Below are 25,879 nucleotides of genomic sequence, written 5' to 3' on the forward strand. Positions count from 1 at the left end.
CCACATGCGATTCCTTGCTATCTGATTGCGGGGGCCCCAATGGCAAAATTCAGAGTTCTAAGCGGCGTTTCTGTCGAGATGGACAATCTCGACTTGAATGTGCTTCTGAGCGGCGATCCGACTGTCGCAACGAAAAAGCGCTATGTCCTGGATTTCGGCGACGGCGATAAGATCGAGTTTCGCGGCACCGATTTCAAATATGACAAGAAGGACGTGGCCACGAGCGGCGAGGTTCATTCCTTCACTGCGTTTTCGGACGGCAAGAAGGCGTTCGCCCTCGAAGATTTCGAGATGTCGGTAAAGACCTTCCTCAAGGCCGCCAACACCAATTCGGACAAGGATGACCTCGTCCTGTTGGCCAAGGTCCTGTCGAAGAACGATGCCGTGTCGGGCAACGCGCTCGATGATACTCTCCTGGGTGGCAGCGGTAAGGACACGATCTATGGCGGCGGCGCAGCCGATACCCTGACGGGTGGCCCGGGAGCCGACAAGTTCATCTATCGCGCCGCGACCGACAGCACGCTTGCGGCGATGGACATGATCAAGGATTTCAAGCAGGCCCAGCACGACAAGATCAGCCTTTCCCTGATCGCAGAATTCGAATTCGTCGGCACCACAGCATTTTCGGGCACCGGTACGGCACAGGTGGGTTATGTCGTGGCCGGCGGAAACACCACCGTGAGCGCCGACACGGACGGCGACGGCGATGCCGATCTCTCGATTCTTCTCACCGGCGTGGTCAATCTCGTCGAAGGAGACTTCATCCTTTAGCCTGGGTAGCGGTTTCGCGCGGTCCCCTTGCCGGTCGCGTGCCGGCGCATAAGCTCGAATATGCGCCTCCCGCCGGCAATCGGTCATCTCGTCTTTGCCCGCCCCTTGCCCTCGACCGCTACATCAATATGCGGCTCTTGCAGGAGCGCGACTTTGAGTGATAATGCGGCCGCGGTTGGGGCAAGCGGATGAATGATGTGCCGGTTGAATTCGTGATATTTCCCGGCGATGGCAGGTGGAAGTTGGATCGCAACAACGAGTTTGTCGCGGTGTTTTCCGATTATGAAGCGGCGCTCGCTGCGGCCGAGGGATATGTCGAGGAAATCCGCCGTTTCGGGGGTATCGCTCGCGTAATGGTCAGGCAAAGCGACGGATCGACCTCAGAGGCGAAGCACTGATCTGATCGGTATGGTCATGACGGTCGCGCCACTCGCGTCCAGAACCTCGAAGATGCCATCATCGACCTTTTCACCATGTTTGATGCGATCGGCCAGGATGTCGCGCGCGGCCTGTCTGGCCTCTTCCGCGACATCGCCGAGATCGGGCAAATCGACGCCTTCATCATCGATAATCAGCTCGTTATCGGTTCGGACGTTCAAATAGTAGCGCATGATCTCGCTTCCAGTTCTCACCTCTGAACGCCTGATCAAAGTTTCGGTTCACACGGCGGGTCATGCCGAGCGCGTTCCCTGTATCGCGGCCGACATGCGGCGGGGCGGAAAATGCGCGCCGATTTTGAATGCGCTTTTCTTCCGAGTTACTGAAAAGAGTGGCTGGGGAACCTGGATTCGAACCAGGACTAACGGAGTCAGAGTCCGTGGGTCTACCGTTAACCTATTCCCCAATGGCTGAGTGAAATCAGCTTGGCCGAAACGCCGGAGGCTTGCATCTCCTAAACGGTCGCGGGATGGTGCCCGCCGCGTTTCGTGGCGCCTTCTACCATATTTCCCTCATCGATCAAGGGGCAAAAGTAGGGTTTTTCTGTGCAGGGTCAGGCCGGCTCCAGCCGCGCCGGGAGCGGCTGCCGGCGAGAATGGTTGCCGGCAAAAAGAATTTGGCGATTTCGCGGCAAGCTGTTACAGTCGCGCCAACAATAAATCGAGCAAGCGCCTGCTGCGGCCGAAAGGTCTTTGCGCGGCGCGAATGGACAAACAAGTGAGCGACCCCGATTCCGGCCACAAGCCGTTTGAAGCGGGTGCGCCGGATACGGGGCAAAAGCAGGGGCCTACTCGGTCTCGGCGCGGCAAGCGGAGGCGCAAGAAGGGCGCGCGTCCGCCGGCACCCGTGGTAGCGGAGGCGCAGGTTGCGTCCACCGTTCCGGAACACCCAGACTCCCAAAATGGCCCCCGTGCCAATACATCCCGCAAACGCAGGCGGCGTTCCCGCAAACCGGGTGCGCAAGGCGTTCAGGCCCAGCAGCATCCGTCGGAAAAGACCGACCGCGGCGGGCGCTATGCGCATGACCACAGTCATCGACGTTTGCAGGCCCGGCCGCTTCCGCAGGATCCGGAGCCGCCGCGCGAAATTCGCACTCCCATCCATGAACCAGAACCGCAGGCGCCGTCGCGCGATGCCGTGGTCAACGGCCGGGCTCATCATCGCAATTTTCATCCGGATTCGGACGGGCTCTATGCGGCGCTCGATCTCGGCACCAACAATTGCCGCCTGCTGGTCGCCCAGCCGACCCGGCCCGGCCAGTTTCGGGTCGTCGACGCCTTCTCACGCATCGTCCGCCTGGGCGAAGGGCTCGGTGCCAGCGGCCGGCTATCCGACGAGGCTATGGATCGCTCGGTCGAGGCGCTGCGTATCTGCGCCGCCAAGATCGCGGCCAAGAACATCCGCCGCATGCGGCTGATCGCGACCGAGGCGTGCCGTGCGGCATCCAATGGTGAGGAATTTCTCGCCCGGGTCATCGCCGAGACAGGGCTCGACCTCGAAATCATCAATCGCGAGACCGAGGCGCGGCTCGCCGTGTCCGGTTGTGCATCGCTGATCGGCCGCGAGGCGCGCGCTGCCGTGCTCTTCGATATCGGCGGCGGCTCGTCGGAAATCGCCGTCCTCAGGATCGAGGGGCAGCGTTCGCCACGGCTCGCCAACCATATCACCCATTGGACCTCGCTGCCCGTCGGCGTCGTCACGCTCTCCGAGCGTCATGGCGGCCGGCACGTCACGCCCGAGATCTTCGAGGACATGGTGCAGGAAGTCGGCGGCATGCTGGCGAGCTTCGAGGCTCCGCCGGCAGACGATCTGAACGGCAGCGATTCCGGCTTCCATATGATCGGTACGTCGGGCACGGTCACGACGCTTGCCGGCGTCTATCTCAACCTGCCACGCTATGATCGTCGGCAGGTCGACGGGCTCTGGATGAGCGCAGAAGAAGTCACCGCCATGCAGGATCGGCTGGTCGGGCTCGATTTCGATGCACGCGCCGCCAATCCCTGCATCGGGCCGGATCGCGCCGATCTCGTGCTTGCTGGCTGTGCGATTCTCGAGGCGATCCGCCGCCGCTTCCCGGCCAACCGCATGCGCGTCGCCGACCGGGGCCTGCGCGAAGGCCTGCTCACCGAAATGATGGCCGATGACGGCGTATGGCGCCGCGCGCGGCCTCGTCCTCCGTTCCAGAGGAGCAATTAGGAATGGTCAAGCCACCAGAATCTGGCCGCGGCGCCGGCCGCAAGGGCCTCACCCAGATGGTCAAGAAGAAGAAGCTCAAGGAGAGCTCGCGCCGCTGGCTGCAACGCCATATCAACGATCCCTATGTGCAGCGCTCACGCGCCGAGGGTTATCGTTCGCGCGCGGCCTACAAGCTGCTCGAGATCGACGAGAAGCATCACATCCTCAAGGGTGCGCGGCGGATCATCGACCTTGGCGCCGTGCCCGGCGGCTGGTCGCAGATTGCGGCGCGCGTGACCAACTCCACCAATGATTCGATCCGCGTCGCTGCGATCGATTTCCTGGAACTGGATGCCATTCCCGGTGTCCATTTCATCCAGATGGACTTCCTCGAAGACGAGGCGCCGGGCAAGCTAATGGAGGCGCTCGGGGGCAAGCCGGATCTCGTCATCTCCGACATGGCGGCGCCGACGACGGGGCACCAGCGCACCGACCATCTGCGCACCATGCATCTCTGCGAGGTCGCGGCGCATTTTGCCGTTGATGTTCTTGCGGAAGGCGGGCATTTTCTTGCCAAGACCTTTCAGGGCGGCGCCGAGCGAGAGATCCTGAACTTGCTCAAGCAGAATTTCCGACAGGTCGTGCATGTAAAACCCGCCGCTTCGCGTTCGGAGTCGGTGGAAATGTTCATTCTCGCCAAGGGCTTCAAGGGGCGGAAGCCCGGCGATACCGAGGCAGAAGCCGGCTGATCTTTATACGCCGGCGTAAGATCTGGGGACGCGATGCTGCTCTATGTGACGGTCGGCACCAACAATCTCAAACGGGCAATCGAATTCTACGACCCCTTGCTGAAGACCCTCGGCTACAGCCGCCTGGTCACCAAGCATGATGAGGCGGGCTATGCGGAGAAAAGCGATATCCGCTGCCGCTTCTGGGTCACCTATCCCTTCGACAAGCAGGAGGCGACGATCGGCAATGGTTCGATGACGGCCTTCCTCGCGGAAAGCCGCGCGGCGGTCGATGCCTTCCATGCCGCAGCCATGCTCTATGGTGGCACCGATGAAGGGCCGCCCGGCATCCGCCCATTCCATGAGAATTTCTATGGCGCCTATGTGCGCGATCCCGACGGCAATAAGCTGTCGGCAGTCTGCGAGAAGCCCGAATAGACGGGGTTTCGTTCTACACTTTGGCCACGGGTTCATCAGCCGCCGCCGCGATGCGGTGGCCGGATACGTCGCTGCCCGCACCTGCCGGCAGTCGCCAAATCGGGATAGCGGCGAGAAGATTGAGCACCGCGACGCAGATGAAGGCGACGTGGAAACCTGACAGGGCCAACTCCTGGCCGCTCAGCACCGCGTGGATCTCCAGCACGATGCCGGCAAAGGCTACGCCGAGCGCACCTGTGATCTGCTGGATCGTGGCATTGAGCGCGGTGGCCTGGCTGGTCTGGTGGCGCTCGATGTCGGCAAAGCCCAGCACGTTGATCCCGGTGAAGAAGAAGGACCGCACGAAGCCGGTCATGAAGAGGATCACGATCATGACGATATGCGGCGTGTCGGGATAGAAGAACGCATTGGCGGCACTGCCGACCGCCGAAAGCCCTGCTGCGACGATCAAGGTGCGACGGAAGCCGAAACGGGCAAAGACAAACCGTGCCACCGTCTTGGTGAAGAGCGCGCCGCCCGCGGCGACGAAGGTGATCATGCCGGACTGAAAGGCGGTGAGCCCAAAACCGAGTTGCAGCATCAGTGGCAGCAGGAACGGCATGGCGCCCATGGCGATGCGGAACACCGTGCCCGACACCACGCAGCGGCGAAAGGTTTCTATGCTGAACAGGCGCAGTTCGAGCACCGGATGCGGATGCCGCCTCGCATGGGGAATGAAGAGCATCAGCGAAACCGCGCCGATGACGACCGCGACCCCGCCAACAACCGGTGGAAGTGCCGGCAGGCTGATGACCGAGAGGCCGAAGACCACACCCGCGGCACCCACGCCGCTCAGGAGGAAGCCCTTGATATCGACGGGGGGAGGGGACTCGCTCTCGATGTTCGGCAGGAAGATCGCCGAGAGCGCGATGCCGATGATGCCGATAGGGATGTTGATCAGGAAGATCCATTCCCAGCGGAAATAGGTGGTGATGAAGCCGCCGATCGGCGGCCCGACCAGAGGGCCAATCACACCGGGAATGGTGAACATCGCCATGGCCGAGACAAGTTCGGATTTCTTGGTCGATTTCAGCAGGATCGCGCGGCCCACGGGCACGGTCATCGAGCCGCCCATGCCCTGGAGGAAGCGCGCCAGCACGAAGGCCTGCACGCTGCCGGCAGTGGCGCAGAGCAGCGAGCCGGCCATGAAGACGCCGATCGCGATGATGAAGACGCGCTTGGCGCCGAACCTGTCGGCCGCCCAGCCGGACAGCGGAATGAAGATGCCGAGTGCGACCAGATAGGAGGTCATGGCGAGCTTGAGCGTGATCGGCCCGACATCGAGATCATCAGCAATCGCCGGCAGCGAAGTGGCGATGACGGTGGAATCCATCTGCTCCATGAAGAGCGCGACGGCGAGGATGAAGGGCGCGTATCGATGCACGGGCGGGACTTGGTCGAGCGTTTAAACTATCGCTGCCGGTATAGTCCTCTCTGCGGCGATGTCATGCGAAACATGACCGATGCCGGATTAAATCTTTGTGAGGTTGGAGCGGCTCAGCCGCTCCTCCGCCTGCCGGTCGAGCTCGGCTTTGTGCTCCAACGACAGCATCCGCCAATCGACGCTGGCGAGCGCCCCGGCCAGTGCATGCAGCATGTTGCGTGTAACCTTGTTGCCGAAACGAAAGCGCAGACGCGCATAGGTCTCCACAGCGCCGAGGGCCTGCAGTTCTTCCAAGTTGTGGATATCGATCTCGGCGAGCCAAGCCCGGGATTTCGGGCCGATATTCCGCATCTCTCCGGTCATGTCGACCTATCAGCCCGCCCTGCGGAAGCGGGCGATGGCGCTGCGTTCGATTGCGGCGGCCGTCAGCTTGTCGACCTCGAGCCGCGCGCGCAGCATCTGCAGGAAGCGGATTTCGGCCGCATCGAGATGGAGGTCGGCCGTGGCGATTTCGACGGCGAGCGAATAGGCGGTGTCATGCAAGCGGTGCGGCAGCGTGTCCTTGACGATTTCGAGTGCGATATCCATGCCCTCGGGGCCGGCCAGGATTTCCTGGATGTCCCGGGAGATCGGAATGATGCGGGCCGGATCGAAGCCCTCGAACACCGGCAGGAAGCTCGCGAGCCGGCCGATGCGCTTCAATTCGATTTCCGGCATCTTGCCGTCTGCGGCCGATATCATCACCATCACATAGATCAGTGCCTCGTGTACCGAGATATCTTTGGCCATTGTCTCCCGCACCTTTGCGAACTCCGTTTCGACCTGAGTTAGAACTGCGGCATGCGGAAATCAAGGCGGGAAGGGATATTGTCCGACCATCAGGAAAAATCATGCGAGGACAAGAAATACTTGGTTGATTTCCGGGCCGGTTCCCGTGAGAAATCGGGCTGGGCGAGTTGCTTCGAACCATTCGATGCAACTCGTACTTTCATGGAGCATCCCGTGCATAGAAACTGGACGACGAATGCCCAGGCGATCGGCTGGGTCTTACTGTCGACGGGAATATTTTCCCTGATCTTCGCCTCGGGCAAGTTCGCCGGCGACAGCGTCGAGGTGTTCCAGATCAATTTCCTGCGCATGATGGGTGGGTTCATCGGCCTTTCGATCGTGATGCTCTGGCAGGGGGGCAAGGTTTCTCAATATCGGACCGCCAAGCCGGGCACGCATTTCCTGCGCGCGATGCTCGGCACTGCCGGCTCCCTGATGGCCATCCAGTCGCAGGCCGACATGCCGATCGTCGATGCCACGGCACTCAGCCTGCTCTATGTCGTCTTTGTGCTGATCCTCGGCATGGTCTTCTTCCATGAGCGGATCGGCAGGCGGCAATGGTGGGGCATCGTCTTTTGCTGCGCCGGCGCCATCGTCATCGTGGGCTCGCGCGGCGCGTTTCAACAGTTCGATGCGGATTATGCGCTGCCGGCGTCATTTGCCGTCGGCGCGGCATTTGTCTTCGCCTTCGAGGGCATGCTGATCAAGCATCTTTCCGGTCATGACAGGCCCATGGTGCTGCTGCTCCATGTCAGCGTCTTCGGCATGCTGCTGCTGGCGGTCCCTGCCTGGCTTGCCTGGAAGCCGCTGTCCCTGACCACGCTTCTGATCTTTCTCGCCCTTGGCCCGATCGGCGTCTTCGCGCAATATTGTACGATCCGCGGTTACAGCATGGCCGATATATCGATTGTCGGCCCGGTCGACTACAGCTGGCTGATCTTCTCCTCGCTGATCGGTTTCTTCTTTTTCCAGGAAATCCCCACATGGGCTGTGGCCGGCGGGGCCGCGCTGATCGCCGCCGGCGGCATCGTGCTCGCGACGGTGAGGCCGGCGCGGGAAAAGCAGCCGACGCTGGAGTTTCAGTGAGGTCTACTGGCTCGCCCAGATGATCCGGGCGACCCACTCGACCTCGGCCATGTCGAGGCTACGGCCCGGATGTTCCGGATTGAGCGAGGCGAGCTCGATCGTACGCGCTGTCTGGCGCGCCAGAACCTTGGCCATCACCTCGCCGTCGCGCGTCTTGACCACGACGCGGTCGCCGCGCCTGACCTGTGCGCCCGGCTCGACGATCAGCACGTCACCGTCCCGATAGAGCGGCATCATGCTGTCGCCCTGCACTTCGAGCGCATAGCAGCCTACCTTCTGTGCCGGGGAGACGGGGAAATCGACGACATCCCAGCCTTGGCCGGCAGGAAACCCACCGTCATCGAAGAAGCCGCCGGCGCCCGCCTGGGCAAAGCCGAGCAGGGGAATGGGAGAGATCTGCGGCGGGAAATTGCCGTCCGGTATCGCCGCCCGTCGTCCGCCGAGAAAGCTCATGAAATCCTCGATCGTCGAGCCCGTGGCCTCGAGGATCTTGTGGATCGATTCGGTCGAGGGCCAACGCAGCCGGCCATCCGCCGAATTGCGCTTGGACTTGTTGAACGAGGTCGGGTCGAGCCCGGCCTTGCGTGCAAGACCGGACGCCGTCAGGTCATTATGCCTGGCGAGCTGGTCGATCGCATCCCAGATTTTCTCATGCGAGAACATGGCAGGTCCGTCAGCAAAGAGTCGTCGGCGTGGCGGAGCACCCGAAAGCACGGGGGAATATTATCCCTTTGATCCCGGTTCGTAAAGGGTTTGAGGAATAAAATCCTCGGCCATTGTCGTTCAATTCACACCCGGCGCGGCGCCGATTTTGCCGAGCTGGATCACCGCTTGCGTGCGGCTGTCGACATTGAGCTTGAGCAGGATGGCCGACACATGCGCCTTGATCGTCGCCTCGGAGATGCTGAGTTCATAGGCGATCTGCTTGTTGAGCAGGCCTTCGCCGATCATGCCGAGCACGCGGGTCTGTTGTGGCGTCAGCGTCTTGAGCCGCGCGATCAGGCTTTCGATCTCAGGGTCGTTCTCGCGCTCGGCGTCGAAGCCGGGCGGGATCCAGAACCCACCCTTCAGCACGGTGTCGATCGCTTCTCGGATTTCCTCGATCCCACTCGATTTTGAGATAAAAGCGGAGGCGCCGAGTTCGAGCGCCCGGCGGATCGTCGCCGTATCATCGCTCGCCGAAATCACGGCGACGGGCATATTCTGGTGTTCGGCGCGCATCATCATCAGCCCGGCGAGGCCCGAGGCGCCGGGCATCGAGAGGTCGAGCAGCATCAAGTCGGCATCGGGATTGTCGGTCGCAGCCTTGCGGGCGCTGTCGAAGTCGGAGGCCTCGACGATCGTAGGTCCGCGGCCCTGTCCGCTCAGCGCTTGTCGCAACGCGCCGCGGAACAACGGATGGTCATCCGCAATGATGATGGTGGCCTCTGCGTTCATTCCATCCCCCGAAGGACCGCGGCTCCTCTTCCGCGGTCGTTCGTTTCTTGTCTGTTGGGCCAAGCGTTTACGAAAAGGGGACGTGTTGCAAGGAAAAAAATCTGCTGTCCCGTGCCGGAATCACTGCTTTCTTGCGCTTTGTCAGCCTCAAACAGTGGATCTAGGTGTTCAGTCCTTGAAGCGGCCCGCGGGAACGCGCTACGACGCCGGCAAACAGAGGCCAGGCAAACCAAGGACGCGGCATGACAGGCATCATCTACAAGATCGTACCCGCCAGCTTGTGGGCGGACGCGGAAGCCACGGGCGTGTTCGGCGGCGCGCCGATCGATCTGAGCGACGGCTTTATTCATTTCTCGACCGGCGCCCAGGCGCGGCGCACTGCGGAACTCTATTTCAAGGGCCAGGACGATCTGCTCCTCGTGGCCGTGGATGGCGACAAGCTCGGCGATGCCCTGAAATACGAGCCGTCGCGCGACGGCGATCTCTTTCCGCATCTCTATGGGCCGCTGCCGCTCGACGCAGTGCTCTGGAAGAAGCCGATGCCGATGCGCGAGGATGGCCTTCACGATTTCCCCGAGGGCGTGGATTGATGGACGCGCTCTGGCCTCTCATCCGTGCAGGTTTCTTCCGCTTCGACCCGGAGACGGCGCATGGCCTGTCGATCAAGGCGCTGAAGACGGGGTTTGCGCCACGCGCGCATCTCACGCCTGATCCGCGCCTCACCGTCGAGGTCGCGGGGCTTCGCTTCCCGAACCCGATCGGCCTCGCCGCGGGCTACGACAAGAACGCCGAAGTGCCGGATGCGATCCTCGATCTCGGCTTCGGCTTCACCGAAATCGGCACGGTCACGCCGCGTCCCCAGCCCGGCAATCCCAAGCCGCGCATCTTCCGCCTGGCCGCGGACGAGGCGGTCATCAACCGCTTCGGCTTCAACAGCGAAGGCCATGGCGCGGCGCTTGCCAGGCTCAATGCACGGCATGGCCGCAGCGGCATCGTCGGAGTCAATATCGGCGCCAACAAGGATGCGGCGGACCGCATCGCCGATTACGTGGCCGGCATCCGCGCCTTCGCGGGCGTTGCGACCTATTTCACCGCCAATATCTCGTCGCCGAATACACCCGGCCTGCGCGACCTGCAGGCGCGGGACAGTCTGCGCCAGTTGCTTGCCGCCGTGCTCGCCGCACGTGATGACGAGGCGATCCGCGTCGGACGCAAGGCGCCGGTCTTCCTCAAGATCGCGCCCGATCTCACCGAGGAGGGGCTCGACGATGTCGCGGAGGAAATCCGTGCCTCGACGCTCGATGGGCTGATCGTCTCCAATACCACGCTGTCGCGCGCCGGTTTGATCGACCAGGCGCAGGCGAAAGAGGCCGGCGGCATGTCCGGCAGGCCGCTGTTCGAGCGCGCGACCATCGTGCTCGCCAAGATGCGCAAGCGCCTCGGCGGCAACGTTCCGATGATCGGCGTCGGCGGCGTCCATTCGGCGGAGACGGCGGCGGAGAAGATTCGCGCCGGGGCGGATCTCGTGCAGTTCTATTCGTCGATGGTCTATGAGGGGCCGGGCCTGCCGGCACGGATCGTGCGGGGGCTCTCGGCGGTTTGCGATCGGGAGAAGCTCGGCTCGATCCGGGATCTGCGGGATAAGACGATGGAAGAGTGGGCGTCGCGGGATTTGGGGTAAGCTGGAGGCTTTTTCGCGGTTGATTTACCCCTCACCAAGCGCGTCTGAGCATTCGCCTTTGGCTCATGCAGACTTGCTATCCTCTCCCACAAGGGGAGAGGTAGGGTGCCGCACGCTCGGCTTCATTTGAGACGAGACGGTTGAACTGGGTTTACCTCTCCCCTTGTGGGAGAGGACACGAAGGCCGGGTGAACGGAGTGAACCCTTGGCCCAAGTTGGTGAGGGGTGCATCAATATCCCTCTCATCCCCTCCGCGCCAGAAAATCCTGTACCGCCGCCTCGTCCTTCCCTGCCGCCGTCATCAGCCGTCGCGCCAATTCGACCGCCGGCGCGCGCAGGTTTTCCACCGGTCCGATCAGATGAAACGCCACATGGTGCTGGATGCTCCGCCGCGACACCGCCACCAGCCGACCGCTTTCCAGCGCCCGGTTGGCGAGCGGCGGGCGGGCAAGGGCGACACCCAATCCGTCGATGCAGGCGTCGAGCACGACATTGTAATCCTCGAAGCGCCGGTCCTGGCCCCGCGGCACGTATTGCACGTCTTCCACCGCGAGCCAGCGTTTCCAGCCGAGAATGTTCGAGTCGTGGATCAGCGGCAACTCCATCAGCGCCTGCGCGTCGCTGCGGCCGTCGAGCTTCGCTGCCAGCGCGGGGGAGGCGATCGGGTAGATATGTTCGAGCCACAATGTCTCGGCGCGCACCCCGGCCCAGGGGCCCTTGCCGCAGCGGATCGCGAGGTCGGTGCCTTCGGCGAAGTCAGCCAGCCGGTGTTCCAGCGAAATATCGATATGGATGTCGTTGCGCTCGAGTTCCGCCAGCCGCGGAAACAGCCAGAGCGCCGCAATCGACGGCGTGACCGAGAGGCGCACCAGCGCCTTGCTGCGCCGCTCGGGGCGCCAGCGTTCGCCATTGTTGCCGAGCAGCGCGAGCGCCTCGTCGGTGCGGGCGAAAAAACGCATGCCCTCGGGCGTCAGCGTCACGCCACGGGCGGCCCGTTCGAAGAGTTTCACGCCCATCCAGCGCTCGAGCCGGCTGACCTGGCGCGACACCGCGCCGTGGGTGATGCCGGCCTCTTCGGCGGCCGCCGAAAAGGAGCCCAGCCGTGCCGCGCGGGCAAAGGTTTCGAGCGTATCGAGGGGCGGAAGCGTGGGCGAGCTGTGAACCATAGTCACATCAGATCATCGATCGCGTTGCTTTTCAAGCATGGATCGCGAGCGTATCCCTGACGTCACCAGAGAGCAGGAGATAGAAGATGGCTACTGTGACGCATGACCACCCCTTGCCCCAGACTCCTTTGACTCAGGCGGGCACATTCGACGTCGTCGCGCTCGTCGCGATCCTTGTGACGATCGCCTTCTGGTCTTCGGCCTTCGTCGTCATCCGCGTGCTGCTCGGACCACTGACGCCGGTCGAACTGGCGGCCGGCCGTTATGTGCCGGCGGGGCTGATCGCGCTCATCTATCTGGCCATTGTCAGGCCGTGGCCGACTTTCAGCGATTTCATCCGCCTCGTCATCGCCGGGCTGCTGTTCATCGCCACCTATGCCGTGCTGCTCAATATCGGCGAGACGACGGTTGCGGCCGGTCCTGCGAGCTTCATCATCAACACCATGCCCGTCTTCACCGCGCTGATCGCCACGGTCACGCTCGGCGAACGCTTCGGCCGTTGGGGCTGGATTGGCACGGCCATTTCCTTCGGCGGCGTCGGACTCATCGCTGCGGCGAGCCCAGAGGGTTTCAAGCTCGACCCGAATGCGCTGATGATCATTGGCGCTGCCCTCTGCGCCGCGATCGCCAGCGTCATCCAGAAGCCGATCCTCGGCCGCATGCCAGCCCTCTCGGTCACCGCCTGGATCATGTTCCTTGGCTCGATCCCGTTGTGGCCTGCCGTGCCCGAAACAGTGACGGCATTACAGTCGGCTTCCGCCGCGACGATGCTGAACCTCACCTATCTCGTGCTGTTCTCCACCGTCATCGCCTATGTCACCTGGGCGATCGCCCTGAAGCGCCTGCCGGCCGCCCGCGCCTCGAACTACCTCTATGGCGTGCCGCCCACAGCGACCCTGATCGGCTTCTTCTGGCTCGGCGAAGTGCCCACCTTGATTGGCGCCATCGGCGGAGCGCTCGCCATCTTCGGGGTCGTCGTGGTCAATGTGATGCGCAAGCGCTGAACGTCATCGTTCTCCCAAAATGACGACGCCCCGGTTTCGGCCGGGGCGTTTTGCATTGTGGATCAGGCGTGGCCGACCGACTCGTCGGCCGGCTTGTCCGGCAGGACATGGTGGGCATGTTCCGGTCGTTTCGTCCTCAGCGCCCAGAGCACGAAGACGAAGAAGGCGGGGACGAAGAAGATCGCCAGCACGGTCGCGGAGATCATGCCCCCCAGCACGCCGGTGCCGATCGCGTTCTGGCTCGCGGCCGACGGACCCGTCGCAATCGCCAGCGGCACGACGCCGAGGGTGAAGGCGAGCGAGGTCATGATGATCGGGCGGAAGCGGATGCGCGCCGCATCCGTCGCCGCCTCCTGCAGAGACCTGCCCTCCGCGAAATAGTCCTTGGCGAATTCGACGATCAGGATCGCGTTCTTGGCCGACAGCCCGATGATCGCGATGAGGCCGACCTTGAAATAGATGTCGTTCGACCCGCCGACATACAACACCGCCAGCACCGAGCCGATCACGCCGAGCGGCACGACGAGCATCACCGAGAGCGGGATCGACCAGCTCTCGTAGAGGCCCGCCAGCAGCAGGAAGATGAACAGGATCGACAGGCCGTAGAGAATGGGTGCCTGGTTGCCGGAGGTGATTTCCTCGAGCGTCTGGCCGGTCCATTCATAGCCGAACCCGTCGGGCAGCTCAGCCGCCAGCCGTTCCATCTCGGCGATGCCGTCGCCCGTCGAGATACCCGGGGCGGTGCCGCCGGTGATGCGGATCGAGGGATAGCCGTTGTAGCCGACCACCTGGGCGGCGCCCTTGATCCATTTCACCGCCGCAAAGGACGAGAAGGGCACGATCGCGCCCGAGGAATTGCGGACGTTGAGCTTGAGCAGATCCTCGGCGTTAAGGCGGCTCCGGTCCTGCGCCTGCAGGATCACGCGCTGCATGCGCCCGGCATTGGGGAAGTCGTTGATATAGGCCGAACCGAGATTGGTGGTGATCGCCGCATTGATGTCGGCGAAGGTGACGCCAAACGCATTGGCCTTCTCGCGGTCGATCTCCAGCTGCACCTGCGCCGAATCCGGCAGGCCCTCGATACGCAGGCCGGCGAGGATCTTGCTTTGCGAGGCCTTGGCCATCAGCTCGCCGGCCGCAGCGGCGAGCGCATCGGCGCCGAGGCCACCGCGATCCTGCAGCCGGAAGGTGAAGCCTTCGGACAGGCCGAAGCCTTCGATGGGTGGCGGCGAGACGGCGAAGGCGAAGGCGACATCCTTCAAGCCGAAAAGCTGCATGTTCACGCGGTTGGCAATGTCCTGGACGCTGTTGCCCGGTCCGCGCTCTTCCCAGTCCTTGAGGGTGACGAAGGAGATCGCGGCATTGGGTCCCTGGCCGGAGAAGCCGAAGCCCAGCACCGCGACCATATTCTCGACGGCAGGCTCCGTCTTGAAGATCGCCTCGACCTTGTTGATCGCCTCGCTCGTGCGCTTGGCCGATGCTTCCGGTGTGCCCTGCACGCCGACGATCAGGAAGCCCTGGTCCTCGTTGGGCACGAAGCCCGAGGGCACCTTGAGGAAGAGATAGCCGAGGGCGCCAGCGATCAGGACATAGATCAGCATGATGCGGCCGGCGCGGCGGGTGATGCCGCCGATCGTCCAGGCATAGCCGTTGGTCACCTTGCCCAGGCCGCGGTTGAAGAGGCCGCTGAGGCCGCGTTTCTCGTGTTGCCCTTCTTTGATGGGCTTGAGGAAGGTCGCGCAGAGCGCCGGCGTCAGCGACAGTGCCAGAAAGGCCGAGAACAGGATCGCCACGACCATGGTCAGCGAGAACTGGCGATAGATCACGCCGGTGCCGCCAGGAAAGAATGCCATGGGGATGAAGACGCAGGCGAGAACCAGCGTGATGCCCATGATGGCGCCGGTGATCTGGCTCATCGCCTTGCGCGTCGCCGCTTTCGGCGACAGGCCCTCCTCGGTCATGATGCGCTCGACATTCTCGACCACGACGATGGCGTCATCGACGAGAATGCCGATGGCCAGCACCATGGCGAACATGGTGAGCACGTTGATCGAAAAGCCCGTCACCAGCATGACCGACACCGTGCCGAGCAGTGCGACCGGCACCACGAGCAGCGGAATGATCGTGTAGCGGAAGGACTGCAGGAAGATCAGCATGACGATGAAGACGAGGACGACGGCCTCGATCAGCGTCTCGAACACCTTCTGGATCGAGGCATTGACGAAGGGGCTCGTGTCATAGGGCACGCTGTATTCGATGCCCTTGGGGAAGAACTTTGCCAGTTCCTCCATCTTCGCCTTGACCGCAGCCGATGTGGCAACCGCGTTGCCGGTCGAGGAGAGCTGCACGGCGGCGGCCGCACTCGGCTTGCCATTGAGCCGGGTCGAGAAATTGTAACTCTCCGAGCCGATCTCGATGCGGGCGACGTCCTTCAGCCGCACCAGCGAACCGTCGGGATTGGCGCGCAGCACGATGTTGGCGAATTCTGCCGGGTCGGTCAGCTGGCCCTTGACCAGCACGGTTGCCGTCAGATCCTGGCCGATCGGGTTGGGTTCGGCGCCGATCTGGCCGGCCGAGACCTGCGCATTCTGCGCCGTGATCGCGGCGTTCACGTCGCCGACGGTCATGCTGTAGCCCTGCATCTTGGCCGGGTCGAGCCAGACGCGCATGGCGCGCTGCGCGGCGAAGAGCTGCACGCGGCCGACGCCGTCGATGCGGCGCAGGTCGCCCAGGATGTTGCGGCTGAGATAGTCGCCAAGACCGACGTCGTCGAGACGGCCGTCGGTCGAGGTCAGCGAGACGATCATCAGGAAGCCGGCCCCGGCCTGCTCGACATTGATGCCCTGCGATTTCACGCTCTGCGGCAGGCGCGGCTCGACGCGGGCGATCGCATCCTGAACGTCGACCGTCGCCTGGCTGAGGTCGGTGCCGGAATTGAAGGTCACGGTGATGGACACCGACCCGGATGTATCCGAGGTCGACTCGAAATAGGCGAGATTGTCGACGCCGTTCAGTTCGTCCTCGATCTGCCGGGTCACGCCCTGGTAGATCTCCTGCGGCGAAGCGCCGGGATAGGCGGTGGAGATCGTCAGCTGCGGCGGGGCGACCTTCGGATATTGCGCCACCGGCATGAAGGGAAGCGAGATCAGGCCCGCGATCGAAATGAAGATCGCAATGACCCAGGCCAGGATCGGCCGGTTGATGAAAAACTGAGCCATGGTGTCTTACTTCGCCGGTTGCGTTGCAGTGGCGTCGGCCTGGCCCGGATTCTGGGCAGCCGGCTTCCATTCCTCGGGCGCGACGACCGCGCCGGGTTGCAGCTTCTGGCTGCCTTCGACGATCACCTTGTCGCCGGCCTTGAGACCGTCCTCGACGATCCACTCACCCGACAGCGCCGGTCCGAGCTTGAGCTGTCGGGCCTCGGCTTTGTTCTCGGCACCGACCACATAGACGGTGACGGCGCCCGTCGCGTCGCGCAACACCGCGCGCTGGGGGATGGAAAGTGCATTCTTGCGGATGGCCTGCTCGATCCGGACGCGGACATAGAGACCTGGGAGCAGGTCGCGGTTGGGATTGGGGAACTCCGCGCGCAACGTTACCTGGCCGGTCGTGGAATCGACCGTGGCACTGGAGAACAGCAGCTTGCCGGGCTTCTCGTGCACGGAGCCGTCGTCGAAGACGAGTTCGACCTTGGCCTTGTCCGCAGGCGGGGCGTCGAGCCGACCGGCCGCGATCTCGCGGCGGATCGACAACATGTCGCCGGCGGCCTGGGTGAAGTCGGCATAAACAGGGTCGATCTGCTGGATCGTCGCCAGCGGATCGCCGCTGTCGGCATTGACCAGCGCGCCCTCGGTCACCAGCGCGCCGCCGATGACGCCCGAGATCGGCGCCTTGACCTCGGTATAGCCAAGATTGATTTCGGCCTCGTCGAGCGCCGCCTGGGCCAGCGCCACATCGGCGGCAGCCGTCGCCTGGGCGGCAGCGGCGTTCTCATAGTCGACGTCACTTCCGGCCTTGCGCTCCTTCAGCACGCGCTGCCGCTCGAGTTGCTGGCCGGCATTGAGCTCGGTTGCCTGCGCCTTCTGCAGCGAGGCCCGGGCGCTCGCGACGCGAACCCTGAACAGGGCAGGGTCGATGCGATAGAGCACGTCGCCGGCCTTGACCAGGCTGCCCTGCTCAAAGACGCGTTGCTTGATGATGCCGGTCACCCGGGCGCGCACTTCGGCAATCCGGACCGGTGCGATGCGCCCCGGCAGTTCATTGGTCACGGGGATGTCGCGTGCGGCGAGCGTGACGAAACTCACACCCGTCGGCGGCATCTGGCCGGGGTCCTGTGCCCCAGCCGGTGCCGCGAGAAATTGAGCCGCGAGAGCCAGCGCGAGAATATGAAATCGCTTGGTCGGAAAAATCATGTCATCAGCCTTTGCAATGCATTCGCTAGAGCCGGAACTGGCAGTTTCCGGCAGCAGTCTTCGTGTTGTGCGTTCTTAGTTCTTGCTGTCGCCGTCCCCCGTCGAGGCGGTGTCGGCCAGCCGCTGGATCTCCGCGAGCAGGGCGGTGCGCTCGGGGTCGGTCCAGCGGTGTATATCGAGATATTCCAGCGACATCATGCCGTGCAGCGCGAGATACGCCACGACGGCGAGCGAGGCATGGCGGGCCGGCACGGTCACGGCCGCCAGGTCCCGCTTCACCACTTCGCGGATCATGTCCTGCAGCGGCTCCTCGCTCGACATCGCCGCGCAGAGCGTGAGCGCGATGGCGCGGTCGTTCTCGTTCGGCGAATCCTTGGCGGCAGCGATGCGGCCGCTGAGCTCGGGATTGGTCGAATCGGCATGAGCGGCCACTGCCGCCAGCACCCTGTCGTCCTCCATCCTCAGACGCCGCTCGACCAGCGCCCGCAAAAGTCCGCTCTTCGACTTGTAGTCATAGACCACCCGCGATTTGCTGATCCCTGCCTCCTTCGCGACGGCATCGATCGACAGGCCGACCGCGCCGTCACGAATCGCCACGCGCTCGGCTGCGTCGAGCAGGGCATCGCTGTCGATGGTACGGTTTCTGGCCATGGCTATTGTCAATTCCAATTCGAACGATTGTTCTTTAATTCGCATTGCTGCACTGCGTCAAGCCTGGCTTCACGGACTTTACATTCGGAAACATTGGCCGTGAACCCGACCCGGAGGCGGGGGAAGGCGACCCGATATTTTTCGACGGGAATGCGCCAATCGGCAAATCGTCTGATTTATTCAAGTCCTTGCGTTTAATGGATTATTCTCGCCGTTGATGATTTGGTGGATGAAAATTCTATCTATCCGGACAAGAGATTCTTAACCTTCATTTCCTATCGATGGAGGTGCGAATTTCTCCTCAGTGCTTGCAGGTTCCATGCGTATCCCCAGAACGAATTTTCCGCCTGCTTCCTTCCATGAAAGTGATGAAGCCGGCTCCCCGGACGATCGTCATTCACCAGAGGGCATCGCGCAGCGCCGCCTGCGTCTCCTCTCGGAAACCACCAGCGCCGAACAGCCGACCTGGGAGCGACATTTCCTCCTCGCACCCAATGTGCGCTTCACCCGCACGCCCGACAAGGATCTGCATCCGGAGCTTCAGATGCCCCATGCCGGCATCGAGCAGCAGGCCGGGTCTCCCATGATCTCCGATCCGTCACCGTCGGTCGCGGAACTGCGCGACATGCTCTCGACGATGATGATCCTGCAGGGTGGGGGCGCGGCACCCGTCTCTGCCGTGCCCGCAGCGTCCGAGACGCCGGTGAATGACAACGCGGTGGTCGCGGACGCCGCCGCTCCCTCGGTTCCCCAGCGGGAAGTGACCGGGGCGCCGCTCGCTTCCGATCCGATCGCGGTCAGCCCGGCTCCCATTCTCTCGTACCTCTCCGACTTCGCCTTCTGGGAAGCGCTGGATTTCGCGCCGGCCGATGAGTCCGAGCCCGCACCTATTGCGGCAACGCCGGCAGCCCAGATCATCCCGACGCCGCAGCCTGTTGCATGCCGCCCGCCCATGCCGGCGATGCCATCCTCCCAACCCGTCGGCCCGGTATCGCTCCCGGTCACGGACCTCTATCGCTCCATCGCGGTCGAGCCCAAGCGCATGCCGACCCCGCAGCCGGCCATCGTCAGGTCAGCCACACCAAAACCCGCAGCTCCGGCACCGTCCATCGCTCCCGCCCCATCCGAGCCTGCCCCGGCGCGCGTCGGCAACTGGCCGTGGAGCCGACGCGAGAAGATGGTCGCCGAGGCTGTGGCAGTTGCAAAGCCTGTTGTCGTTGCGCCCGCACCCGCTGTCATTGCCACTCCGGCACCCGTAGCCGTGCAGAAGTCTGTGCCGGCCATCGTCGAATCTTCACCGAAACCCGCCGTCGCTGTCTCCATGCCGTTCAATATCGAGCGCGTCGTGGCACCGCGCGTTGCCGATGGCGGCTACGAGTTCCCGCCGCGCGACCTCCTGCAGGATCCGCCCGAGACAACCGGCTTCGTGATGACGCAGGAACAGCTCGAGCGGAATGCCGGGTTGCTCGAAAGCGTGCTCGAAGACTTCGGCATTCGCGGCGAGATCATCCATGTCCGCCCCGGTCCGGTCGTCACCCTCTATGAATTCGAGCCGGCGCCCGGTGTGAAGTCGTCCCGCGTCATCGGCCTCGCCGACGACATCGCCCGTTCGATGTCGGCGCTCTCGGCGCGTGTCGCCGTTGTCCCCGGCCGCAATGTCATCGGCATCGAACTGCCGAACGCGACCCGCGAGACCGTCTATTTCGGCGAGCTGATCGATACCCAGGATTTTTCCAAGACCGGCTACAAGCTGCCGCTCTGCCTCGGCAAGACGATTGGTGGTGAGCCTGTCATCGCAGAACTCGCCAAGATGCCGCATCTTCTCGTCGCCGGCACCACCGGCTCGGGCAAGTCGGTCGCCATCAACACCATGATCCTGTCGCTGCTCTACCGGCTCACGCCGCAAGAATGCCGACTGATCATGGTCGACCCGAAGATGCTCGAACTCTCCGTCTATGACGGTATCCCGCATTTGCTGACCCCTGTGGTCACCGACCCGAAGAAGGCGGTGCTGGCGCTGAAATGGGCCGTCCGCGAGATGGAGGACCGCTATCGCAAGATGTCGCGGCTCGGCGTCCGCAATATCGATGGATACAACATGCGTGCGGCGGAAGCCCGCGAGCGCGGCGAGACGATCACCCACGTCGTCCAGACCGGTTTCGAGAAGGGCACCGGCGAGCCGATCCACGAAAACCTGCCGCTCGATCTCGCGCAGATGCCCTATATCGTCGTCATCGTCGACGAGATGGCCGACCTGATGATGGTCGCCGGCAAGGAGATCGAAGGCGCCATCCAACGGCTCGCCCAGATGGCGCGCGCCGCCGGCATCCACCTGATCATGGCCACTCAGCGTCCGTCGGTCGACGTCATCACCGGCACGATCAAGGCCAACTTCCCGACCCGCATCTCCTTCCAGGTGACGTCGAAGATCGACAGCCGCACCATCCTCGGCGAGCAGGGTGCCGAACAGCTTCTCGGCCAGGGCGACATGCTGCACATGGCCGGCGGCGGCCGCATTTCCCGCGTCCATGGCCCCTTCGTCTCCGATCTCGAGGTGGAGAAGGTCGTGGCGCATCTGAAGACCCAGGGGCGCCCGGAATATCTGGAGACCGTGACGGTCGACGAGGATGCCGAGGACGAGGAAGCCGAGGACAGCGCGGTCTTCGACAAAACAGACATGGCGGCAGAGGACGGCAACGATCTCTACGACAAGGCGGTCAAGGTCATCCTGCGCGACAAGAAATGCTCGACCTCCTACATCCAGCGCCGTCTCGGTATCGGCTACAACAAGGCAGCCTCGCTGGTGGAGCGGATGGAAAAGGAAGGCCTTGTCGGCGCCGCCAATCACGTCGGCAAGCGCGAGATCCTGAACGGAAGTGAGCGACAGCCGGCGAACGACTAAGCGGGTTTGCGGGACGCTCCGGCGAAACCCGCAACCGCCCAGCCGAAGGCCAGGACCGCGAGTGACGGGATCATCCCAAAGGCAGCGATGCGAAGCATCATTAGGAATGGCTCTCCTGTCGAAAGACGATCTCCGGCGTCGCGATAAAGATCTTCCATCAGTTCTATGTCGGGGCGGCCGGCATATTCGGGCCAGAATTTCCGCACCTTTGAGAAGGGATAGTAGCAGCTCTTTGTGCCGCTCAGGACTGACGTAAAGGCAAGGTTCTCTTTTCCCATCTGACGTCGCGCGGCCTCATCGCATGGGACAGGCACGCCCAATCCGCCGTCGGCGCGCAGCTCTTTCACACGTGCCTGATCGTCGAATTCACTCTGGATCGAGCCGTAGCCTTGGGCGAAGATATACGCCATGAAAAGTACGGTCGAAACCAACCAGATCCGCAAGAAGCCTCGTTTCAGGTTTAACATAGTCACTCGAAATCCCCATTACACTCATTCGTTGCGCAAGCAACCCGCATTTTGGGTCAGACGAATTTTTGCGCAGTTACCGGGGTAACATAAGAATGGCCGATCAATTTTCGGCATTCTGAACAGATTTCCGAAAAAATGTTCCTTGCGTGGAACTGCGAATGATGGAGCGCAGTCTATCGCCCTCAAGCTTCGCAGGCTGCGAACAACCCGTCCCGCAGCCCCTGCAGCCGCTGCAGCAGAAGCAAGCCGCGCAGCACCAGGAACACGTTGAGCGATGCCCAGAGGCCGTGGTTGCCGAAAGCCGGCACCAGCACGGCCAGTGCCAGACAGTAGCCGGCAAAAGCCATCAGCATGCGGTTGCGCATGGCATGCGACCAGGTCGCGCCGATGAAGACGCCGTCCATGTGGAAGGCGAGGAAACCCGAAAGCGCCGTCAGCGCCGCCCAGGGCAGGTGGGCATAGGCCTCGGCCCGTACCTCAGGCACCGTGGTGAGGAAATCGATCAGCGGATTGCCGATGGCGAGGAAGACGAGCGTCGTCATCGCTGCCAGCACCGCAGACCAGATGCCGGTCAGCCAGACGCCGCGCTCGAAGGAGGGCCGGTGGCCCGCGCCGACTGAGCGTCCGACGATCGTCTCGGCGGCATTCGCGAGCCCGTCGAGCCAGAAGCCGGCCACCATGAAGAAATTCATCAGCACCGCATTCGCAGCCAGTGTCACCGGCCCGAAGCCGGCGCCGATCCGGGTCAGGATGAAGAAGGCGCCGATCAGCACGAAGGTGCGGAGCAGGATATCGGCATTAAGGGCAAAGAGTGCCCGGAGCTTTGCCGCCGCGAAGGTGCCGGGCACGCTGAGCGGATTGCGCTCCCGGAACGACTTGAGCACGACGACAAGGCCCACGACCGCGCCCAGCACTTCGGCCGTGACCGTCGCCCAGGCGATGCCCTCAATGCCGTAGCCCAGCGTCAGACCGAGCAACACTGTCAGCACGATGTTGATCGCATTGATCAGCACCTGCAGGAAAAGCCCCATGCGCGCCTGGCCGCGGCCGAGCAGGTAGCCGAGGATCGCGAAATTCGCGAGGCCCGCCGGCACTGACAACGCGCGGATCGTGAACCAGTGCGCGGTGACGGCGGCTGTCGCGGCATCCGGCGACATCAGCCAGAGACCCAAGCCCAGCAGCAGCCGCGAAAACAGGACAATCACCACGCCGCATGCCATCGCCGTCGCCAGCGCCCGCCAGAACACGGCCTCCTGCTCCGCCCGATCCTCGCGGCCCCAGGCCTGCGCGACCAGCGCCGTGGTCGATGCGCGCAGGAAATTGAAGCTGCCGAAGATCAGGTCGAACAGCACCGCGCCGATCGCCAAGCCTGCTAAGGCCGAGGGGTCGCCGAGCCGTCCCGCCACCGCCGTATCGGTGATGCCGAGCAGCGGCACGGTGAGGAACCCGAAGGTCATCGGCAGCGCCAGGCCCAGCACCATGCGGTGCGTTACTTCGAAGCTGCCCTCAGACCTCGCCTGCACTGCCATCTAGATTCGGAAGGAAAAGCGGGAAGGCGAGTTCGACAGCACCATCGCCCAATAGGGCCGGTCGCCCGTGCCGGTGTTGCGCGCCAGAGCGACGCCGACGCCGGAATAGGGGCCGAGCATATTTTCGAGGTGATGCTTGGATCGGATCCAGGCTTCCATCGCCCGTTCGGTCGAATCCTGTCCCGTCGCGATATTCTCGGCCGCCGGCAGCGGCACGTCGAGGCGCTTCATCCGGGCGAGGAAGGTCTTGTCCGACCCGAGGTCATGGCTCATCTTGCCATACCGTGCCATGCGGATTGCATGGTCCTTGGCAGCATTGGCGGCGACCGGATCGTTGAACAGTGACGAGCGCCCGTTTTTTCGGCGCAGGCTGTTGACGATCGGCAGCGCCGTTTCGGTGGTGTCCGCTGAACTGCCGGTTTCGATCGGCGCGAGCGTCGCCGTCACCGAACAGCCCGTCAGCAGCAGTGTGGAGCCGGTACCGATGAGAAACAGGCGCCGGGTCGTCAAATCGTCCATGGATCTATGATTTCCGCCAGTTGAGGATGCGCATGATGATGAACACCGGGACGACGATCATCGCGCCGACCAGGAGGTAGTCACCGACGCGGCCGAGCGCCCGGAAGCCGGAATGCCAGAGTTCGCGGATGCCGTTGTCGACGAACCGCACCAAGTCCCAGGGCGAAAGGCCCATCATGCTCATGACGAAGCCGACAACGACCGACAGGATCAGCAATTTGACGATCGTCCGGCCCGGCGTATCGCCCATAAGCCGGTTGAATCTATCCGACATTCCATTCTCCGTTCCCGATTCGTCGAAATCGCTTGACCCGCAGACAAGGCGGAAATTAGACGTTACATAGCCCATTGAAAAGATTCCCATGACCCGAAACCTGACTTCCGGTGATATCACCGCCGACCGCCGCGCCGAATATGCCAGGATGCTGGCTGATAACGGCGACAATGTCGCTGCCGCCGACCTCATGGCCCAGGCGCTCGACCTCGTGCCCAACTGGGCGGCCGGCTGGTTCCAGCTCGCCGAAATGGCGGAAAAGGCCAACGAGAAGGAGCGGGCGGTGCAGGCGCTGCACCGGACCATGGAGCTCGACCGCAACGATATTTTCGGCGCGGGCCTCAAGATCGCACGGATCGAGGGCAAGACACCGCCGCTGCCGCCGAGCGCCTATGTCGCCCAGCTCTTCAACGATTACGCGCATCGTTTCGACGAGGCGCTGGTCGAAAAGCTGAACTACACGGTGCCGGCCAAGCTTGCGGCACTTATTGGCGGCCATGTCGGACCGGGCCACAAGTTCTTCGCCGCCGTCGATCTCGGTTGCGGCACCGGCCTGTTCGGCGCCGAGATCGCCAGCAACTGTTACCGCCTCGAAGGCTACGACATCGCCGATTCGATGCTGGCCAAGGCGGCCGCCAAGAAGATCTACAACCACCTCGGCCGGGCCGACATTTCGCTGCCGCCGGAACTCTCCGGTCTCTTCGGTTCCCCTCGCCGCGCCGACCTCGTCTCGGCCGCTGACGTGATGATGTATCTCGGCGACCTCAAGGCCGCCTTCGCCAATGTCGCTGCGCTGATCAAACCCGACGGCATCTTCGCCTTCTCGGTCGAGAAGGCCGCTGATGAAGCCGGATTCGAACTCCGCACCTCGCTCCGTTACGCCCATTCCGAGACGCATGTCGTCAGCCAGCTCTATGCAAGCGGCTTCGAGAGCCTGGCGACCGAGGAAACCGTGATCCGCAACGATGGCGGCGAGCCGATCACAGGGCTGTTGTTCCTGGCAAGGAAGGTCTGAGGCCCCGTCCTACCCCTCACCAACTTCGGCCAAGGGTTCACTGCGTTCACCCGGCCTTCGTATCCTCTGCCACAAGGGGAGAGGTAGGGTGCCTCAAGCTCGGCCGCGATTGGAGCAAGACGGTGACGCGCGTCTACCTCTCCCCTTGTGGGAGAGGATAGCAAGCCCACATGAGCCGAAGGTGAATGTATGGGCGCGCTTGGTGAGGGGTCAGGACGCCTTCAAACGAAGCATTGCCCTCCAACCAAAGCCTATGTTGCGCCGCACAAAAACCTGCGATAGATACCGATAGACACTATCGGAGCGGCAATGAACCTTGGCATCTGGAACACGGAACCCGCGCGGCATTCGCTGTTCGAGGATGCGCAGGGGCTTTTCACCGGCACGGTGCTCGCTTCGCTAGGCGTTCTGTTGCTTTCCAAGGCTGGTTTGCTCACCGGCGGCGTCGCCGGCATGGCGTTCCTGGTGCACTACGCCTTCGGCTGGAGCTTCGGGCTCGGCTTCTTCGTGATCAACCTGCCGTTCTACTGGCTGGCTTACAAGCGGATCGGGCTCGCCTTCACGGTCAAGACCTTCTGCGCCATCGGACTGCTGGCACTGCTCTCGGAATATCAGCCCAAGTTGCTTGAAATCGGCCACATCAATCCGGTCTGGGCCGCAGTGCTCGGCGGGCTGCTGATCGGCATGGGCATGCTGGCGCTGTTCCGCCATCGCGCCAGCCTCGGCGGAGTCGGCATCCTGGCGATCTATCTGCAGGAACGCTTCGGCTGGCGGGCCGGGTTGATCCAGCTTGCCATCGATCTCGTCATCCTGATGCTGGCCTTCCTGGTCGCGAGCCCGTTCATGGTGCTGTGCTCGGTGATCGGTGCGCTGGCGATGAATTTCTTCATCGCCGTCAATCATCGCACCGATCGCTATATCGCGATCTGACG

Annotated in this window: 26 protein-coding genes and 1 tRNA gene; 11 read left to right on the top strand and 16 right to left on the bottom strand. The window is 63.1% G+C overall.

The features are described from left to right. Nucleotides 1-39 precede the first annotated feature (39 nt). Nucleotides 40-771 (top strand): M10 family metallopeptidase C-terminal domain-containing protein, encoded by a 732-nt coding sequence (locus AC2YI2_RS28615; protein WP_487389938.1) that lies wholly within the window; start codon nucleotides 40-42, stop codon nucleotides 769-771. Between the two features lie 83 nt (nucleotides 772-854). Here the strand turns inward: AC2YI2_RS28615 and AC2YI2_RS28620 are convergent, their stop codons facing one another. The 3 genes from AC2YI2_RS28620 to AC2YI2_RS28630 all read right to left on the bottom strand — a co-directional run bounded on the left by AC2YI2_RS28620 (nucleotide 855) and on the right by AC2YI2_RS28630 (nucleotide 1,615). Further along, a complete protein-coding gene (locus tag AC2YI2_RS28620) occupies nucleotides 855-1,136 on the bottom strand; it encodes a hypothetical protein (protein ID WP_487389939.1) in 282 nt (93 codons plus the stop codon). Between the two features lie 15 nt (nucleotides 1,137-1,151). Beyond that, on the bottom strand, nucleotides 1,152-1,382 hold the full coding sequence (locus AC2YI2_RS28625) for a DUF6894 family protein (protein ID WP_487389940.1): 231 nt from the start codon (nucleotides 1,380-1,382) through the stop codon (nucleotides 1,152-1,154). 159 nt (nucleotides 1,383-1,541) lie between these two features. Further along, nucleotides 1,542-1,615 (bottom strand) — tRNA-Gln (locus AC2YI2_RS28630). Between the two features lie 299 nt (nucleotides 1,616-1,914). Here AC2YI2_RS28630 and AC2YI2_RS28635 point away from each other — a divergent pair. Genes AC2YI2_RS28635 through AC2YI2_RS28645 form a run of 3 tightly spaced genes read left to right on the top strand, consistent with a single transcriptional unit; the run spans nucleotide 1,915 to nucleotide 4,550 of the window. After that, nucleotides 1,915-3,405 (top strand): Ppx/GppA phosphatase family protein, encoded by a 1,491-nt coding sequence (locus tag AC2YI2_RS28635; RefSeq protein WP_487389941.1) that lies wholly within the window; start codon nucleotides 1,915-1,917, stop codon nucleotides 3,403-3,405. A 2-nt stretch (nucleotides 3,406-3,407) separates the two neighbouring features. Further along, nucleotides 3,408-4,133: an RlmE family RNA methyltransferase gene (locus tag AC2YI2_RS28640; RefSeq protein WP_487389942.1), complete on the top strand. Its 726-nt coding sequence runs from the start codon at nucleotides 3,408-3,410 to the stop codon at nucleotides 4,131-4,133. A 33-nt stretch (nucleotides 4,134-4,166) separates the two neighbouring features. Next, nucleotides 4,167-4,550, top strand: coding sequence for a VOC family protein (locus AC2YI2_RS28645; protein WP_487389943.1), 384 nt, complete (start codon nucleotides 4,167-4,169; stop codon nucleotides 4,548-4,550). Nucleotides 4,551-4,563: 13 nt separating this feature from the next. Here the strand turns inward: AC2YI2_RS28645 and AC2YI2_RS28650 are convergent, their stop codons facing one another. The 3 genes from AC2YI2_RS28650 to AC2YI2_RS28660 form a co-directional block, all read right to left on the bottom strand. After that, entirely contained in the window at nucleotides 4,564-5,973 is a 1,410-nt protein-coding gene (locus AC2YI2_RS28650) for an MDR family MFS transporter (RefSeq protein WP_487389944.1), read from the bottom strand. An 87-nt stretch (nucleotides 5,974-6,060) separates the two neighbouring features. After that, the gene (locus AC2YI2_RS28655; protein WP_487389945.1) at nucleotides 6,061-6,336 is read right to left on the bottom strand and encodes a TfoX/Sxy family DNA transformation protein; all 276 of its coding nucleotides are present in this window, start codon (nucleotides 6,334-6,336) and stop codon (nucleotides 6,061-6,063) included. A gap of 9 nt (nucleotides 6,337-6,345) precedes the next feature. Then, nucleotides 6,346-6,762 (bottom strand): tellurite resistance TerB family protein, encoded by a 417-nt coding sequence (locus AC2YI2_RS28660; RefSeq protein WP_487389946.1) that lies wholly within the window; start codon nucleotides 6,760-6,762, stop codon nucleotides 6,346-6,348. Nucleotides 6,763-6,975: 213 nt separating this feature from the next. Here AC2YI2_RS28660 and AC2YI2_RS28665 point away from each other — a divergent pair, with 213 nt between their 5' ends. Beyond that, nucleotides 6,976-7,887, top strand: coding sequence for a DMT family transporter (locus tag AC2YI2_RS28665; protein WP_487389947.1), 912 nt, complete (start codon nucleotides 6,976-6,978; stop codon nucleotides 7,885-7,887). A 3-nt stretch (nucleotides 7,888-7,890) separates the two neighbouring features. On the opposite strand, the gene AC2YI2_RS28670 is transcribed toward AC2YI2_RS28665, so the two are convergent. Both AC2YI2_RS28670 and AC2YI2_RS28675 read right to left on the bottom strand, forming a co-directional pair. Further along, nucleotides 7,891-8,550, bottom strand: a complete 660-nt coding sequence (locus AC2YI2_RS28670; protein WP_487389948.1) for a S24 family peptidase — start codon at nucleotides 8,548-8,550, stop codon at nucleotides 7,891-7,893. 120 nt (nucleotides 8,551-8,670) lie between these two features. Continuing rightward, nucleotides 8,671-9,324: a response regulator transcription factor gene (locus AC2YI2_RS28675; RefSeq protein ID WP_487389949.1), complete on the bottom strand. Its 654-nt coding sequence runs from the start codon at nucleotides 9,322-9,324 to the stop codon at nucleotides 8,671-8,673. Nucleotides 9,325-9,566: 242 nt separating this feature from the next. Here AC2YI2_RS28675 and AC2YI2_RS28680 point away from each other — a divergent pair, with 242 nt between their 5' ends. Together AC2YI2_RS28680 and AC2YI2_RS28685 are read left to right on the top strand one after the other, a co-directional pair. Continuing rightward, nucleotides 9,567-9,914 (top strand): DUF952 domain-containing protein, encoded by a 348-nt coding sequence (locus tag AC2YI2_RS28680; RefSeq protein WP_487389950.1) that lies wholly within the window; start codon nucleotides 9,567-9,569, stop codon nucleotides 9,912-9,914. Beyond that, complete coding sequence (locus AC2YI2_RS28685; protein ID WP_487389951.1) at nucleotides 9,911-11,005, top strand: quinone-dependent dihydroorotate dehydrogenase; 1,095 nt, start codon at nucleotides 9,911-9,913, stop codon at nucleotides 11,003-11,005. The genes AC2YI2_RS28680 and AC2YI2_RS28685 overlap by 4 nt, the downstream gene beginning before the upstream one ends. A gap of 242 nt (nucleotides 11,006-11,247) precedes the next feature. On the opposite strand, the gene AC2YI2_RS28690 is transcribed toward AC2YI2_RS28685, so the two are convergent. Beyond that, the gene (locus tag AC2YI2_RS28690; RefSeq protein WP_487389952.1) at nucleotides 11,248-12,171 is read right to left on the bottom strand and encodes a LysR family transcriptional regulator; all 924 of its coding nucleotides are present in this window, start codon (nucleotides 12,169-12,171) and stop codon (nucleotides 11,248-11,250) included. 86 nt (nucleotides 12,172-12,257) lie between these two features. Here AC2YI2_RS28690 and AC2YI2_RS28695 point away from each other — a divergent pair, with 86 nt between their 5' ends. Further along, on the top strand, nucleotides 12,258-13,175 hold the full coding sequence (locus tag AC2YI2_RS28695; RefSeq protein WP_487389953.1) for a DMT family transporter: 918 nt from the start codon (nucleotides 12,258-12,260) through the stop codon (nucleotides 13,173-13,175). Between the two features lie 62 nt (nucleotides 13,176-13,237). Here the strand turns inward: AC2YI2_RS28695 and AC2YI2_RS28700 are convergent, their stop codons facing one another. The 3 genes from AC2YI2_RS28700 to AC2YI2_RS28710 form a co-directional block, all read right to left on the bottom strand. Next, entirely contained in the window at nucleotides 13,238-16,393 is a 3,156-nt protein-coding gene (locus AC2YI2_RS28700; RefSeq protein WP_487389954.1) for a multidrug efflux RND transporter permease subunit, read from the bottom strand. 6 nt (nucleotides 16,394-16,399) lie between these two features. Further along, nucleotides 16,400-17,587, bottom strand: coding sequence for an efflux RND transporter periplasmic adaptor subunit (locus tag AC2YI2_RS28705; RefSeq protein WP_487389955.1), 1,188 nt, complete (start codon nucleotides 17,585-17,587; stop codon nucleotides 16,400-16,402). Between the two features lie 75 nt (nucleotides 17,588-17,662). Then, on the bottom strand, nucleotides 17,663-18,238 hold the full coding sequence (locus AC2YI2_RS28710; protein WP_487389956.1) for a TetR/AcrR family transcriptional regulator: 576 nt from the start codon (nucleotides 18,236-18,238) through the stop codon (nucleotides 17,663-17,665). Between the two features lie 319 nt (nucleotides 18,239-18,557). Between AC2YI2_RS28710 and AC2YI2_RS28715 the strand changes: the two genes are divergently transcribed. Next, the gene (locus AC2YI2_RS28715; protein WP_487389957.1) at nucleotides 18,558-21,140 is read left to right on the top strand and encodes a DNA translocase FtsK; all 2,583 of its coding nucleotides are present in this window, start codon (nucleotides 18,558-18,560) and stop codon (nucleotides 21,138-21,140) included. On the opposite strand, the gene AC2YI2_RS28720 is transcribed toward AC2YI2_RS28715, so the two are convergent. The 4 genes from AC2YI2_RS28720 to AC2YI2_RS28735 form a co-directional block, all read right to left on the bottom strand. Beyond that, nucleotides 21,137-21,583, bottom strand: a complete 447-nt coding sequence (locus AC2YI2_RS28720) for a hypothetical protein (RefSeq protein ID WP_487389958.1) — start codon at nucleotides 21,581-21,583, stop codon at nucleotides 21,137-21,139. The genes AC2YI2_RS28715 and AC2YI2_RS28720 overlap by 4 nt on opposite strands. Before the next feature lie 209 nt (nucleotides 21,584-21,792). Next, a complete protein-coding gene (locus AC2YI2_RS28725; RefSeq protein WP_487389959.1) occupies nucleotides 21,793-23,139 on the bottom strand; it encodes an MATE family efflux transporter in 1,347 nt (448 codons plus the stop codon). Then, entirely contained in the window at nucleotides 23,140-23,658 is a 519-nt protein-coding gene (locus AC2YI2_RS28730; RefSeq protein WP_487389960.1) for a CAP domain-containing protein, read from the bottom strand. It abuts the gene before it with no gap. Nucleotides 23,659-23,662: 4 nt separating this feature from the next. Then, complete coding sequence (locus AC2YI2_RS28735) at nucleotides 23,663-23,932, bottom strand: DUF6460 domain-containing protein (protein ID WP_487389961.1); 270 nt, start codon at nucleotides 23,930-23,932, stop codon at nucleotides 23,663-23,665. Nucleotides 23,933-24,020: 88 nt separating this feature from the next. Here AC2YI2_RS28735 and AC2YI2_RS28740 point away from each other — a divergent pair, with 88 nt between their 5' ends. Next, nucleotides 24,021-24,947: a methyltransferase gene (locus AC2YI2_RS28740; protein ID WP_487389962.1), complete on the top strand. Its 927-nt coding sequence runs from the start codon at nucleotides 24,021-24,023 to the stop codon at nucleotides 24,945-24,947. Nucleotides 24,948-25,256: 309 nt separating this feature from the next. Then, nucleotides 25,257-25,877 (top strand): YitT family protein, encoded by a 621-nt coding sequence (locus tag AC2YI2_RS28745; RefSeq protein WP_487389963.1) that lies wholly within the window; start codon nucleotides 25,257-25,259, stop codon nucleotides 25,875-25,877. Nucleotides 25,878-25,879 lie beyond the last annotated feature (2 nt).

Source organism: Rhizobium sp. SRI_017 (assembly GCF_057586295.1).

Bases quoted from the DNA above. Each gene is read 5' to 3' on its own strand.
- AC2YI2_RS28615 (WP_487389938.1), top strand. From the start codon at position 40: ATGGCAAAATTCAGAGTTCTAAGCGGCGTTTCTGTCGAGATGGACAAT.
- AC2YI2_RS28645 (WP_487389943.1), top strand. From the start codon at position 4,167: ATGCTGCTCTATGTGACGGTCGGCACCAACAATCTCAAACGGGCAATC.
- AC2YI2_RS28735 (WP_487389961.1), bottom strand. From the start codon at position 23,932: ATGTCGGATAGATTCAACCGGCTTATGGGCGATACGCCGGGCCGGACG.
- AC2YI2_RS28730 (WP_487389960.1), bottom strand. From the start codon at position 23,658: ATGGACGATTTGACGACCCGGCGCCTGTTTCTCATCGGTACCGGCTCC.
- AC2YI2_RS28660 (WP_487389946.1), bottom strand. From the start codon at position 6,762: ATGGCCAAAGATATCTCGGTACACGAGGCACTGATCTATGTGATGGTG.
- AC2YI2_RS28705 (WP_487389955.1), bottom strand. From the start codon at position 17,587: ATGATTTTTCCGACCAAGCGATTTCATATTCTCGCGCTGGCTCTCGCG.
- AC2YI2_RS28655 (WP_487389945.1), bottom strand. From the start codon at position 6,336: ATGACCGGAGAGATGCGGAATATCGGCCCGAAATCCCGGGCTTGGCTC.
- AC2YI2_RS28715 (WP_487389957.1), top strand. From the start codon at position 18,558: ATGCGTATCCCCAGAACGAATTTTCCGCCTGCTTCCTTCCATGAAAGT.
- AC2YI2_RS28690 (WP_487389952.1), bottom strand. From the start codon at position 12,171: ATGGTTCACAGCTCGCCCACGCTTCCGCCCCTCGATACGCTCGAAACC.
- AC2YI2_RS28640 (WP_487389942.1), top strand. From the start codon at position 3,408: ATGGTCAAGCCACCAGAATCTGGCCGCGGCGCCGGCCGCAAGGGCCTC.
- AC2YI2_RS28710 (WP_487389956.1), bottom strand. From the start codon at position 18,238: ATGGCCAGAAACCGTACCATCGACAGCGATGCCCTGCTCGACGCAGCC.
- AC2YI2_RS28695 (WP_487389953.1), top strand. From the start codon at position 12,258: ATGGCTACTGTGACGCATGACCACCCCTTGCCCCAGACTCCTTTGACT.
- AC2YI2_RS28740 (WP_487389962.1), top strand. From the start codon at position 24,021: ATGACCCGAAACCTGACTTCCGGTGATATCACCGCCGACCGCCGCGCC.
- AC2YI2_RS28700 (WP_487389954.1), bottom strand. From the start codon at position 16,393: ATGGCTCAGTTTTTCATCAACCGGCCGATCCTGGCCTGGGTCATTGCG.
- AC2YI2_RS28670 (WP_487389948.1), bottom strand. From the start codon at position 8,550: ATGTTCTCGCATGAGAAAATCTGGGATGCGATCGACCAGCTCGCCAGG.
- AC2YI2_RS28625 (WP_487389940.1), bottom strand. From the start codon at position 1,382: ATGCGCTACTATTTGAACGTCCGAACCGATAACGAGCTGATTATCGAT.
- AC2YI2_RS28635 (WP_487389941.1), top strand. From the start codon at position 1,915: ATGGACAAACAAGTGAGCGACCCCGATTCCGGCCACAAGCCGTTTGAA.
- AC2YI2_RS28680 (WP_487389950.1), top strand. From the start codon at position 9,567: ATGACAGGCATCATCTACAAGATCGTACCCGCCAGCTTGTGGGCGGAC.
- AC2YI2_RS28675 (WP_487389949.1), bottom strand. From the start codon at position 9,324: ATGAACGCAGAGGCCACCATCATCATTGCGGATGACCATCCGTTGTTC.
- AC2YI2_RS28725 (WP_487389959.1), bottom strand. From the start codon at position 23,139: ATGGCAGTGCAGGCGAGGTCTGAGGGCAGCTTCGAAGTAACGCACCGC.
- AC2YI2_RS28745 (WP_487389963.1), top strand. From the start codon at position 25,257: ATGAACCTTGGCATCTGGAACACGGAACCCGCGCGGCATTCGCTGTTC.